The organism is Desulforhabdus sp. TSK (assembly GCF_022836495.1).
Taxonomy (GTDB): Bacteria; Desulfobacterota; Syntrophobacteria; order Syntrophobacterales; family Syntrophobacteraceae; genus Desulforhabdus.
Genome location: NZ_BQXM01000002.1, coordinates 200,970 through 213,564, shown reverse-complemented (window position 1 = coordinate 213,564; position 12,595 = coordinate 200,970). Strand labels below are relative to the sequence as shown.

Below are 12,595 nucleotides of genomic sequence, written 5' to 3'. Positions count from 1 at the left end.
CAGCTTGAATGCCAGATTAGGCGTCAGGCAAGAAATAAATATCCGAGCTGACTATCCGGCCGTCATTTCCGTGGGCTTTAAGGCGGGAATGACAAGAGGGCGCACGCCGGAGGATGCCGATTTATTGCCTTTCGCCTTAGCCGACGTATCTCATTGTTGCCCGCCTAATGTCCCGAGCTCTGTCATGATCGCCACAGGCAATGCATGCTGCCTCTTGACATAGCCCAATCAGGACGTGGGCTCCTCCATAGAACTGAACGAGAAACTTTTCGCGTGGCTCCGGGTGGCCGAAAGCTCGATGAACATCAGCCGCCAAAGTGCGAGAAAGAGCTTCAATGTGACCTTGGCAGTCGACATACTTTTCTCGGTAATTCCATGGCCGGGAGCCTTCTTGCGCACCCAAATGAGAACTGAGCATTTTGTCAAAGTTCAGTTGATCTCTCGCATCTTTGATGTAGTCCCATGCGATACCGATCATGCATGTGAGCTGAAAACCCTTTAGGAGGTCCTCCAATTCACTCCCAGGAGCTATATCGCGAGAGAGCTTGGATACATCGGCTCCTTCTCTCTTGAGTTGCATCAGTGACCCGAGAATATACTCTTCACGTAGAGACTCGAACGAAGCGGCTAAAGTATTGACGACTTTTGGAAACTGTTCAGTCCCAATGTATTTACGCCTGCTGAAGATACCCACGGTTCCTCCTTTTCGGCTAACAAGTAATTCTATAGTTTCAGTATATCTCCAGGACACGGGGCAGATTTCCAATGTCCAACAACAAAAAGAGAGCACGGATTGGCAATCATTGCATCGTGTTGAATTTTCTCATCATCCTAATTTTCTTTATATTTTATGGATAAGGGTCCTGCAAGAATTTTCCGAGGCAATGCATGGCTCTTTCCGGCTATCACGAACAATGGAAAGATCTCCTGAAACTGGAGAGCACCATATGCTCAAAATCCTTTCGGCTTTGTAGGCCACAATTGGCTGGATGCCAAAGAGTTGTTGACGCATTTCGCGATCGATGCCACGTGGGGGGACGTTTGCGCTCCAGGCAATTCTTCCGGCACGTGATTGGGGAGCAAAGGTCACCCTGTGCAAGGCCCATCCTCAGCACCATTATAGGGCTGGATTTCAGCAAGATAACGGTTGCATGGGGATTGATGACAGAGATATGGAAATCGTCCGTTCTGAAAAAATGCATTCTTCCACATCCACCCAAAAAGGGATTGGCCCCTGCCCCGAGGAGCGGAATACGACGTTGACTATGTTCCGGAAGTCTTCTCCAGCCAGTACGACTGTTTGTGCCCCCTGGCTTCGAAGGTTCTTACGGCCTCCTCAGCCTCGCGCCGCAGGAGATTTCGAGCCACCTCGAACCGGTTGCCGTTGTCGTCCTCTCGCCAGACACTCCAGCAACGTTCCTCCGAAGCACCTGGTGCAATTGTACGCACAGTCATAGGAACCCCTCCGAGCGCAGGCCTGGGGGGACAATGTCGTTGACCTGACGCCACCCTCATGAAAACCGGGGTCCAAAAAGTCTTCATTTTCCTGGATTCCGACTTTCGCCGGAATGACGGAAGTTGGTTGAGTCACCCCCTATGGGCTTTTGCCCACACTGAAGGATGATCACCTCCTGCGCCTGGAGACGCGGCTGCTTCCCTTCGGTCTGATGATAACCTCCTCGACTTCGTCGTCCAGGAGAGGTTGCTCACCGTAAGAGCTCAGAAACCGGGCAACAAAGTCCAGGGAGAACCCGAGGGATATCACACCGATCAGGACACCGATGTCGAAATCCACGGTCGGCATCATCCAGTTCAGAAGAAACCCGACGCCGATGCCCGAAGCGACCAGAATGATCAAAAGGACAAAGAAGAGTACGAGTGGGAGCATAATTCCTGTTCCTCGTGATGGGATCTGCACGGCCGAATGGATTCATGGCCGAGGCAGGCAACGAAAGCTGGTGATGGGCTGAGCCTTGCCGGCAGCCAGCCCATCAGCCTCATGCGAACGACCCTCTCGGCCGTTCCTGCTTCTGGAGGCTCTCTAAACAATTTCCTTCACCGCCGCGACCAGTTTCGTCGCGTCGGGGATGTAAAAGCGTTCCAGGGGCGGACTGGCAGGTACGGGGATGTCGGGACCCGTCACGCGCCGAAAGGGGGCTTTCATACTCCCAAAGGCCTCCTCCATGACCACGGCGCAGATTTCCCCGGCGAAGCCCCCCGTTCGGGATGCTTCGTGCAAAACCACCAGGCGGCCGGTCTTGCGGGTGGACTGGAGGATCGTTTCCTTGTCCAGGGGAACAAGGGTACGAAGGTCCACCACCTCAACGTCGATCCCCTCCTCCGCCAGCTGAGCCGCTGCCTGCATGGCCACACCGAGCATCTTGGACCAGGTCACGACGGTCACGTCCGAGCCCTCCCGCTTGACCTCGGCCTTGCCGATGGGGATCAGGTAGGGTTCCTCCGGGACGGGCCCGGGAGCAAAATACAGCATCATGTCTTCGATGAAGATGACGGGATCTTCATCCCGGATGGCCGCTTTCAAAAGCCCCTTGGCGTCGGCCGGCGTCGAGGGCATGATGACCTTGAGCCCCGGGCAGTGGGCCACCCAGGCTTCCAGGTTGTGGGAATGCTGGCATCCGGCACCGAAGCCGGCACCGCTCTTCATGCGTATCACCAGGGGAAAAGTGGATTTTCCTCCCGAAAGATACCGGAGCTTCGCCGCATGATTGACGATCATGTCCGAAGCCAGAGTGAAGAAGGGGTTGAACATGATTTCCACAACCGGCCTGAGACCGGCAGCGGCGGCTCCCACTGCCAGACCCGCGATGGCGGCTTCGGAAACGGGCGTGTCTTTGACCCTCCCGGGGCCGAATTCCCCCAGGAGGCCGGCTGTCGGAAGCATGGGGCTGTCGTGGATGCTCACGCCCACGCCTTCCCCTGCAATGAAAACACGAGAGTCCCGCTGCATTTCTTCCCGGAGGGCCTGATTCACGGCCTGTCCCATTCCTAACTGCTGCATGGCGCTCTTCCTTTCATCAAGAAGCAACGAGGACATCTTCCAGTGCCTCATGCGGTTCGGGGTAGGGGCTCTCTTCGGCAAATCGCACGGCATCCTGCACCAGGCGGTCGACTTCCGCCTGCAGGGCTTCCAGTTCTTGGGGCGTGATCAGCCCCTGGGCGAGCATTTCGCCGTGGAGCCTGGGGAGCGGACATTTTTCCGTCCACATCTGGATTTCTTCTCTGGGCTGATAATGCTGAGGATCGCTCTCTCCATGCCCGCGGCAGCGGTAGGTCTTGCACTCGATGAGGGTGGGGCCGAGGCCTCCCAGAGCACGCTCCCTGGCGCGGCGGGTCGCTTCATACACCGCCAGCGCATCGTTCCCGTCCACAATCTCTCCAGGCATGGCATAGGCGCCGGCCCGGTCGGCGACGTTTTGAACCCGGGTATGCTCTTCGTAGCGTTGAGCGCCCGCGTAGAGGTTGTTTTCGCACACAAAGATCACCGGCAGCTTCCAGAGGCTTGCCAGGTTCAACGCCTCATGGAACGAGCCTTCATCGGCCGCGCCGTCTCCGAAGAAGCAGACGGTTACCGTTCTTTCCTGGCGGTACATCTGGGCGAAGGCAAATCCCACCGCCAGGGGAAGCCCCCCACCCACCACTGTCGTCGTGCATGGAGCGTTGACCTCGGGGACCGCCAGGTGGAGGGTCCCGCTCTTGCCCCTGTTGCAGCCCGTGGCCTTGCCGTAGATCTCGGCCATCAGGGTTCTGGGGTCGGCGCCCTTGGCGAGGAGGTGACTGTGGCTGCGGTGGTTGGTGAGGATGACATCTTCCGGGCTCAACGCCGCGCAGACGCCCGAGCCCACCGCTTCCTGGCCCGTGCAGAGGATCATCATCCCGGGGATTTTCCCCTGCACCTTGCACAGTTCCACCAGGGCATCCTCGAAGCTGCGCGCCAGGAGCAAGGTTCGGAGCATCTCCCATTGCTTGTCTTTGGACACTTGCATAAGTCCTCCCTTCGTGTCGTTCCACGTTCATTGCCCACACTCAAAGCGGTCCCAGTATCCCGGAATGAGCCCCAAATGTAAATACGAGTCCCTGGAATCTTTTTCTGCATTCTTCCAGGTGGATACTTATTCTCTTGATACCGGTCGCAGGAGCGTTTAAGGTTTTTCAACGGCCCGGGATCGACCTCACGAAGGATATTCCCGGAGTTGGAAGCAACTCTTCCCGGGAACTTCCCATCTTTCGGCCGGAGAGCGGGGGCGGCAAGATCCCGTAATGCGTAATTCCATGAGCTTTGGAAGATACGAGGTGAAAAATGGACGTTGTATTTCTTTCCAGACTGCAGTTCGGACTGACCACCGCCTTTCACATCCTCTTTCCCACCTTGACCATCGGATTGGCCCTGTATCTCGTTGTCACAGAATTTTTGTGGCTGCGCACCAAAAACGAGATCTACTATCGCATGTACCGATTCTGGGTGAAGATTTTCGCCATTCATTTCGCCGTGGGGGTGGTATCCGGCATCACCCTGGAGTTTGAGTTCGGCACCAATTTCGCTCGATTTTCCCAGGCGGTGGCCAACGTCATCGCTCCCCTCATGGCGTATGAAGGCATGACGGCATTTTTTCTCGAAGCCGGCTTCCTCGGCATCATGCTCTTCGGCTGGAAAAGGGTTCCCCCCGCCATCCATTTCCTCTCCACCTGCCTTGTGGGCCTTGGGGCCAGCCTTTCGGCCTTCTGGATCATGGCCGCCAACTCGTGGATGCAGACCCCGGCGGGCTATGAGCTCGTGGACGGGCGCTTCATGGTTACGGACTTTTACGCGGCCATTTTCAATCCTGCCTTTCCCACTCACCTCATTCACATGATCCTGGCGTCCTACGAAACCACGGCCTTCGTCGTCGCGGGCATCAGCGCCTTCTTCCTGCTCCAGGAGAAGAACGTACCTTTCTACCGCAAATCCCTGGGCCTGGCACTCATCCTGGCAGCACTCCTCGCCCCCCTCCAGGTTTTTGTGGGGGACCAGAAGGGCCTCGTCGTCGCGCGCCACCAGCCCGCCAAACTGGCGGCCATGGAAGCCCTCTGGAACACCAACCTCACGGGAGGCGCCCCTCTCGCCCTCTTTGCCATCCCGGACATGAAGGAGGAGCGGAACCGCTTCGAGCTCACGGTCCCCAACGGGCTGAGCCTCCTCATCACCCATTCCCTCGACGGCAAAGTCCTGGGCCTGAAGGAATTCCCTCATGAAGACCGCCCCAATGCGGCCGTCACCTTCTGGTCCTTCCGCATCATGGCGGGCATAGGCTTCGTCTTCATGGCGGTCATGCTCTGGGCGGGATACCTTTGGCTCCGGGGGAAGCTTTTCGTATCCCGACGCTTCCTCATGACTCTCGTGGCCGTGCAGCCCCTCGGATTCATCGCCACCATTTCGGGGTGGATCACCGCCGAGGTGGGTCGCCAGCCCTGGGTGGTTTACGGCCTCATGCGCACGGCGGACGGGGTTTCTCCCATCGCGGCGGGAAACGTCCTGTGGTCTTTGACGCTTTTCATGCTCTTCTTCGCCCTCATCGGGGCGAGCTATTTCTTTTATGTTCTGAGGACACTTCGTGCCGGCCCGGATCTCACCAGCCCCATTCCCCCGGTTCAATTGCCTGCGGGGATGCAGCCCGGCGTCGAAGCCTCTTGATGCCGGTAAACATTTTCCCCGCCTGGGGATGAGAGAGGCGCAGCACAAGGATTCTCCGGTATTTGCCGGGCAAACCAATTCATGGAGGTCGATGCATGGCTCTCGTTCATTTGTGGCTCTGTCTCGTGGGTCTTGTCATCATTCTTTATGTCGTCCTGGACGGCTTCAGTCTCGGTGTGGGGATCCTGTTTCCCACCGCCAAGTGTGAAGAAGAGCGCGACGTGCTCATGAACAGCATTGCGCCCGTGTGGGACGCAAATCAGACCTGGCTCGTATTTGGAGGAGGCGCGCTCTTCGCCACCTTTCCCATGGTCTACACGGTCCTTTTCAGCGCCCTCTACATCCCTCTCCTCACATTCATCTTCGGCCTGATCTTCCGAGGAGTGGCCTTCGAATTCCGCGCCAATTCCCGGAACAAGGCGAAATGGAACCGGGCCTTTTTCTGCGGCAGCCTCGTGGCGGTTTTTGCCCAGGGCTTGACCCTGGGAGGGTACATTTCCGGGACGACGGTGGTGAACGGACAGTTTGCGGGGGGCGCGCTGGACTGGCTGCAGCCCTTCACCGTCATGGTGGGACTGGCCCTCATCGCCGGCTACGTGCTCCTGGGAGCCACTTACCTCATCATCAAGACAACGGGGACCGTCCAGGAGCGCGCCTACAGGCAGGCTTTCCAGGCCGCTCTGGCAGTAGCGGCCTTCATGCTGGTGGTGAGCGTGTGGACTCCGGTTCTGAATCCGTCCATTCCAGGCCGATGGCTCAGCGCACCCCGCGTTTACTTCATCTGGACGTTTCCCCTGCTCGGCATCGCAGCGTTTCTGTTTCTTCTGAAGAGCCTGAGAAGCAGAAAAATCCTGGAGCCTTTCCTGAGTGCCGTGGTGTTGTTCATTTCCGCCTACCTGGGGCTTCTGGCCGCCCTTCACCCTTATGCCGTTCCCCCCAGCGTGACGGTTTACGAAGCGGCGTCCCAGCATGAGACCCTGGTTTTCACCCTTTGGGGAGCCTGCCTCGTGCTGCCCGTAGTGCTGGGATACAATATTTACAGTTACTGGGTGTTTCGCGGGAAAGTGCTGCCGGAGGAAGGCTACCACTGAGTACGGATTCACAGAAAGAGAAGAAGGGCCCCCTCTTCAAGAAGGCAAATTGCATGACTCAAAGGTTCAAGCTGGAGAGCGAATACATCGAGCTGAGCAAGCTCCTGAAAGTCACCGGTCTTTGCGACAGCGGCGGCATGGCGAAAGTCGCCATCGTCGAGGGGCAGGTGAAGGTCGACGGGAGCGTGGAGACCCGCAAAGGTCGGAAGATCCGCAAGGGCCAGGTGGTGGAGCTGGCGGGAAACAGGATCGAGGTCCAGTAGTTTGCCCGATGGGGGAAACGACTGTTACTCGATGATTTCGATGAGGTCCAACAGTCCTTCCTGATTCACATCGTAGACGACGGTGCCGCTGTCTTCCAGGACCGCGGCTGCAAGCTCGGGGGTGCATTCCCGTATGTAAAGCCTGTCGCTCCTTTCGGCCTGCCCGGCATGGAACAGCTCTGCCCGGAGGGCTTCATCCATGCCCCCCTCCAGCCACTCGGCGGCATCGGCCCTGGCGGCTTCGGCGGTTTCGCCGATCCCGAAAATTCCACCATCAGGCTGATACAATGCAAACATGTCGTTCTCTCCTCATTTCATCCACTCTAGATCCCTCAGCGGAAGCCTCTATGCAGGACACACGGGGAAATCCGCAGCTCTCCTGTCCCGAAACCCATCTTCCTGAGAGGCTGACCAAAAATTCGTTTCCAAAATCAAGCTGGGGCACTTTAACAAATCCCCGGCAAAGAAGGTCCTGAAAATTGATCTTTCCCTCGTTCAGGGGTAGTGTATCCTGATTCGACAGGATGAAAAGAAGTGCGCTGGCTGCCCATGTGATGGCGGCAGCCCGATACGATAAAAAGAACCGGCAGGCTGGGGAGCCGGCGGCCTGCCATAATGAAGGGAATTCCATGGGGAAAGATTACGCCGTGATCCGTCGGCAGGAGCACCTGGGGCTGAGCGCCATGGCATTGCTGGTGATTTTGTGCGCCAGTTGGGGCCTGCAGCAGGTCGTCATCAAGGTCGTCAATGTGGAAATCTCCCCCCTGCTGCAGGCCGCCATCCGATCACTGGGCGCCACCGTGCTCATCTGGCTCTGGATGGTCGCGCGACGGGAGCCCATCCTGGACCGGGACGGGACCCTGTGGTGGGGAATCGCCGCCGGTTTGCTCTTCTCCGGGGAATTCCTCCTCATTTATTGGGGGCTCGAATTCACCAATGCTTCCCGGGCAGTCATTTACCTCTATACTTCCCCCTTTGTGGTGGCCATCGGCGCACAAATCTTCATTCCCGGCGAGCACCTGCGTACCAGTCAGATCATCGGCCTCTGCTGCGCCTTTGCAGGCATTCTCGTGGCCTTCGGTGAGTCGCTGCAGCTCCCCACCCGCCGCATGCTCATTGGAGACGCCATGCTGGTCGGGGCGGCGGTGTTCTGGGGGGCGACGACGGTCCTCGTCAAAGCGGGCCCGCTGGCTCGGATTCAGCCGGCCAAGACGCTGCTCTACCAGCTGGCCGTTTCGGCCGTGGTTCTGCAGTTGGGCTCCATGGCCCTGGGCGAGCCCGGAATAAGGGAAATAACGCCGACCATCATTGGGTGCCTCGTGTACCAGATCGTCTGGATCGCCTTCATCACTTATCTCGTCTGGTTCTGGCTCATCAGCCGTTACCCCGTCGCGCGGCTGGCTTCCTTCACCTTTCTGACACCCCTGTTTGGCGTGATCGCCGGCAGTCTCTTCCTGAAAGAGCCTCTCACACACGCCCTCATCACAGCGCTTCTCCTGGTGGGCGCCGGCATTTTTCTGGTGAACCGCCCGGTGCGCGTGCCGAGCCTTGCACAGGAAAGCACCCGAAGCCCGTGAGGTGAGAGAGAAGACCGGCAGACCGAATCCTAATCCAGGACGGATTCTATGTCCTCGAAGAGATCTTCCATTTCGTACAGCATCCGATCCGCCTCGGCCAGATTCCAGTTGGCGATGCGCTCCACGATGCCCTTGTGGAGCATTCGGAGTTTTTCCGCATGCTGGAGCAGGACGGTTCTCAGCTGTGTTCCTTCAAAACGATAGAGAAGTTGATCCAGCTGCCCGGCAAGCTCAAAAAGCGACGGATTCCGCCCGACGAGATCAGCATCCAGATATCCCATGTGCCGGGCCAGTTTCGGGTACACTTTTTCCAGGTCTCCTGAATAAGCCGGGCTCACGGTGACCTTCAGTTGCATGTATTTGCTCATGTCCATCTCCTTCGCTTCGCTGTTTCCAGGCACCATCGGCCGTAGAATCTTAAAATCAAACGAGTTCAAGGAATTTTCAGGGTGGCAGGATTATAATAAAGTTTAGATTCCTCTGCCGGTATTCTTTCAATATGCGTGATCTTTCCCAGAGGCATGAGCCCTCGACGTGACGAGCAGTGCAGGACAACAATTCAATCGGAGACCTGGACCATGGCGGTTGACTCCCTGAAGATCCTGATTGTGGATGACGAAGCCAACATCCGAAAAACCCTGTCCTTTTGTCTTGAAAACAGCGGTCACACGGTCGTTGCCGTCAGCAATTTCCAGGATGCACTGATGGAGGCATCCCGGCAGGTTTTTGAGCTGGCCTTCGTGGACCTTCGCCTGGGCACAGCCAGCGGAATGGACCTGATTCCTGCCCTGCTCGCCGTCACACCCTGGATAAAAATCATCGTCATCACCGCTTATTCCTCCATTGAATCGGCTGTCGAAGCCATGCGCCGAGGAGCGGCCGACTATCTTCCCAAGCCTTTCACGCCCGCCCAGGTGGAGCTGGCAGCCCGAAAAATCCTGGAAATGCGAAATCTCGAGCAGAAGATTGAGCGATTGCAGCATGACCTGGAGCACCTGCGCCCGGAAATCGAGCTTTCCAGCGAAAGCCACTCCATGCAAAAAGCCATCGCCCTGGCTCGACAGGTAGCACCCACCAATGCCACCGTATTGCTGCGGGGAGAGAGTGGAACGGGAAAATCGCTCTTCGCCCGGGCCATCCACGCCTGGAGCACCAGGTCTCAGAAGCCCTTCGGCATTGTGTCGTGCCCGTCCCTCTCCACAGAGCTCCTGGAAAGCGAGCTTTTCGGGCACGTCAAGGGCGCTTTCACCGGCGCGGTCCGAAACAATCCCGGTCGCATCGCCGCCTGCGAGGGGGGCACCCTTTTCCTGGACGAAATCGGCGACCTCCCCCTGTCCATCCAACCCAAGCTCCTGCGCTTCCTTCAGGACAGAGAATACGAGCACGTGGGCGACCCAGCCACACACAAGGCCGATGTCCGCATCCTCGCCGCCACCAACGCAGATCTCGACAAGGCCGTGCAGGAGGGGCGCTTCCGGCAGGACCTTTTCTACCGGCTGAACGTCATCCAGATTGCCATTCCTCCCCTGCGGGAGCACCCGGAAGACATTGTTCCTCTGGCGGAACGGTTCCTTCTCTTCTTTGGGCGCCAGAAGCACCACACCTTTCTTGGGCTCACCGATGAAGCGAGGGACTCCCTGAAGCGCTATCCCTGGCCGGGGAATGTTCGGGAACTGCAAAACGCCATGGAGCGGGCGGCCATTCTCTGCCAGACCGATCGCGTGGGCGTGGAATACCTGCCGGATCATCCTCCCCCGGCTCCTCCCATCCCCGGCATCGGAGATCCTGTGAGCGTCGAGAAGATCGAGGAGCTGCATATTCGCAGCGTTCTGGCATCGTCCAAATCCCTCCAGGAGGCTGCTGAGACCCTTGGACTGGATCAGGCCACTCTCTGGCGCCGTCGGAAGAAATACGGGATTTGACATCCAATTCCTCCGCCCATGACCAGGAGTCGGACAAGCCTCGGACGCTCCCGTTTTTTCAAGGAAGAAAACCTTGCAGGATGCAAGGCTTGGGCAGACCCTGTCTTGCAGAGTGAAATCAGCCCTGACCCCCCGATTCATTGATTCATTGAATTTCCAATAGCATACATCCATGAGAACCCCGGCACATCTGTTGCTCTTACCAATTGGAGTGGAGGGCAAAACATGTTGGGAATACGAGCAAAATTATCCCTGGGCTTTGGAGGGCTGTTCGTCATCATCCTGATCATCGGCGTGCAGAGCATTTTGCATCTCACCACCCTGGGACATTCCGTAGACACCCTTCTGCGGGAAAATTACCGGAGTGTCTTCGCCTGTCAGCAGATGCAGGACGCTCTCGAACGCATGGACAGTGGGACGCTGTTCACGCTGCTGGGGGAAGACGGCCTCGGCCGGCAGCTCATCGCCGGAAGTAGACCAACCTTTGAACAGGCGCTCCAGGTCGAATTGAACAACATCACCCTGCCGGGCGAAGAAGCAGCTGCGAACCATTTGCGAGACCTTTTCGCACAATACGGGAAGACCCTGGGGGAAGTGATGGATCCCCTCTCCCCCCTTCATGACCGCAAAACGGCTTATTTCGACCGACTGCTGCCGCTCTTTCACCAGATCAAGGAAATTGCCAGCACGATCCTGCAGATGAATCAGCAGAACATGGCGGACGCCAACCAACGGGCTCGGACCGGAGCTGCAGACGCCAAGCGGCACATGTATATTCTGCTGAGCTTTGGCGCAGCCGTCGCCATGGTCTTCATTCTGTTCACGGGGCGATGGATCCTGCGCCCCATCCAGCGTCTGACCCGATCGGCCGACGAAATTCGGAAAGGGAATCTCGATCTCGTCGTCCAGAGCGCCTCCAACGACGAAATCGGACGGCTTTCGGAAGCCTTCAACGAGATGGCCTCCGGTCTGAGAGAATTCAGGAGGAATAGCCGTACACGGATGGATCGCATCCAGCGCTCCACCCGCCAGGTCTTTAAGAGCCTTCCCGATGCCGTGGCCATTGTGGATCTTGAAGGCCGCGTGGAGGTGTCTACGGAAGCAGCAGCGGAAGTCTTCGGGCTCAAACCGAACGTTCAGGTTCGGAGCCTCGCCTTCGACTGGATGGAAAGCCTGCTCCAGGAGGCCCTCGGCAGCCTGCCCACGCCGGACAATCCGCCCGTCATTCAACGCTTTGTGAAGGGTGAAGAACACTTTTTCAGTTCCGAAGCGGTACCCATCCTCGATGGAGAAAAGCACACCACGGGGGTCATTCTCATTCTGAAAGACGTGACCCGGGAGTTCCATCAGGACGAATTGAAGCGGGGAGTCGTTTCCACCGTCTCGCATCAGCTGAAGACGCCGCTGACTTCTCTTCGCATGGCCATATACCTGCTCCTGGAGGAAAAAGCGGGACCACTGACTCCCAAGCAGATAGAGCTGCTGGTGGCTGCGCGGGATGAGAGCGATCGGCTGCATTCCATCTTGACCAATCTTCTCGATATCAGCCGCATCGAAGCAGGAAGAATGCAAATGGACCTTCAACCCGTATCGCCTCACGAAATGGTGGTCAAACAGGTGGACCGTTTCCGGAGCTCGGCCAGGGACCATGGACTCACCCTGGAACTGGAAGTACCGGTCGATCTTCCCCCGGTGCTGGTGGACACGGCACGCATGGAGCACGTGCTGGTAAATCTCCTGTCCAATGCCATCAAATACACCTCACCGGGAGGCGCCATACGCATCCTGGCCGAAGCAGCCGGGGAGCAAATCTGCTTCAAGGTTTCCGATACGGGCAGAGGAATCCCCGCCCCCTTCCTGGATCGGGTCTTCGACCAGTTCTTTCGTGTACCCGAGCAGAACGGCGGAGAAGGAGAAGGGCTGGGGCTCGCCATCACCAAAGAGATCGTGGAAGCCCATGGTGGTACGATCAGCGTGGAGAGCAAGGAAGGCGAGGGAAGCACCTTCACCTTTTGCCTCCAGCGAACAGATGCCGTTTCAAAAAAGGAATGAT

The 12,595-nt window shown here is 57.7% G+C and carries 13 protein-coding genes; 6 read left to right on the top strand and 7 right to left on the bottom strand.

What is annotated here, in order from left to right:
* Window positions 1-136: 136 nt before the first annotated feature.
* The 5 genes from MWC30_RS02325 to MWC30_RS02305 all read right to left on the bottom strand — a co-directional run bounded on the left by MWC30_RS02325 (window position 137) and on the right by MWC30_RS02305 (window position 4,004).
* A complete protein-coding gene (locus MWC30_RS02325; protein ID WP_244082540.1) occupies window positions 137-694 on the bottom strand; it encodes a hypothetical protein in 558 nt (185 codons plus the stop codon).
* Window positions 695-1,263: 569 nt separating this feature from the next.
* Entirely contained in the window at window positions 1,264-1,455 is a 192-nt protein-coding gene (locus MWC30_RS02320; RefSeq protein WP_244082539.1) for a hypothetical protein, read from the bottom strand.
* Between the two features lie 169 nt (window positions 1,456-1,624).
* A complete protein-coding gene (locus tag MWC30_RS02315) occupies window positions 1,625-1,888 on the bottom strand; it encodes a hypothetical protein (protein ID WP_244082538.1) in 264 nt (87 codons plus the stop codon).
* A gap of 153 nt (window positions 1,889-2,041) precedes the next feature.
* Window positions 2,042-3,019, bottom strand: coding sequence for an alpha-ketoacid dehydrogenase subunit beta (locus MWC30_RS02310; RefSeq protein ID WP_244082537.1), 978 nt, complete (start codon window positions 3,017-3,019; stop codon window positions 2,042-2,044).
* 16 nt (window positions 3,020-3,035) lie between these two features.
* Entirely contained in the window at window positions 3,036-4,004 is a 969-nt protein-coding gene (locus MWC30_RS02305) for a thiamine pyrophosphate-dependent dehydrogenase E1 component subunit alpha (RefSeq protein WP_244082536.1), read from the bottom strand.
* 314 nt (window positions 4,005-4,318) lie between these two features.
* On the opposite strand from MWC30_RS02305, the gene MWC30_RS02300 reads away from it, so the two are divergent.
* From MWC30_RS02300 to MWC30_RS02290, 3 genes are all read left to right on the top strand, one after another.
* Complete coding sequence (locus tag MWC30_RS02300; protein ID WP_244082535.1) at window positions 4,319-5,689, top strand: cytochrome ubiquinol oxidase subunit I; 1,371 nt, start codon at window positions 4,319-4,321, stop codon at window positions 5,687-5,689.
* Window positions 5,690-5,784: 95 nt separating this feature from the next.
* The gene (cydB, locus tag MWC30_RS02295) at window positions 5,785-6,780 is read left to right on the top strand and encodes a cytochrome d ubiquinol oxidase subunit II (protein ID WP_244082534.1); all 996 of its coding nucleotides are present in this window, start codon (window positions 5,785-5,787) and stop codon (window positions 6,778-6,780) included.
* 53 nt (window positions 6,781-6,833) lie between these two features.
* The gene (locus MWC30_RS02290) at window positions 6,834-7,043 is read left to right on the top strand and encodes an RNA-binding S4 domain-containing protein (RefSeq protein WP_244082533.1); all 210 of its coding nucleotides are present in this window, start codon (window positions 6,834-6,836) and stop codon (window positions 7,041-7,043) included.
* 24 nt (window positions 7,044-7,067) lie between these two features.
* Here the strand turns inward: MWC30_RS02290 and MWC30_RS02285 are convergent, their stop codons facing one another.
* The gene (locus MWC30_RS02285) at window positions 7,068-7,340 is read right to left on the bottom strand and encodes a hypothetical protein (protein WP_244082532.1); all 273 of its coding nucleotides are present in this window, start codon (window positions 7,338-7,340) and stop codon (window positions 7,068-7,070) included.
* Between the two features lie 227 nt (window positions 7,341-7,567).
* Between MWC30_RS02285 and MWC30_RS02280 the strand changes: the two genes are divergently transcribed.
* Window positions 7,568-8,620 carry a DMT family transporter gene (locus MWC30_RS02280; RefSeq protein WP_244082531.1) on the top strand — a complete coding sequence of 351 codons (1,053 nt, stop codon included), beginning with the start codon at window positions 7,568-7,570 and terminating at the stop codon, window positions 8,618-8,620.
* Between the two features lie 29 nt (window positions 8,621-8,649).
* Here MWC30_RS02280 and MWC30_RS02275 read toward each other — a convergent pair whose 3' ends face one another.
* Complete coding sequence (locus tag MWC30_RS02275) at window positions 8,650-8,988, bottom strand: hypothetical protein (protein WP_244082530.1); 339 nt, start codon at window positions 8,986-8,988, stop codon at window positions 8,650-8,652.
* Between the two features lie 210 nt (window positions 8,989-9,198).
* On the opposite strand from MWC30_RS02275, the gene MWC30_RS02270 reads away from it, so the two are divergent.
* Both MWC30_RS02270 and MWC30_RS02265 read left to right on the top strand, forming a co-directional pair.
* Complete coding sequence (locus MWC30_RS02270; protein ID WP_244082529.1) at window positions 9,199-10,542, top strand: sigma-54 dependent transcriptional regulator; 1,344 nt, start codon at window positions 9,199-9,201, stop codon at window positions 10,540-10,542.
* 225 nt (window positions 10,543-10,767) lie between these two features.
* On the top strand, window positions 10,768-12,594 hold the full coding sequence (locus MWC30_RS02265) for an ATP-binding protein (protein WP_244082528.1): 1,827 nt from the start codon (window positions 10,768-10,770) through the stop codon (window positions 12,592-12,594).
* The last annotated feature ends 1 nt before the right edge of the window (window position 12,595 follow it).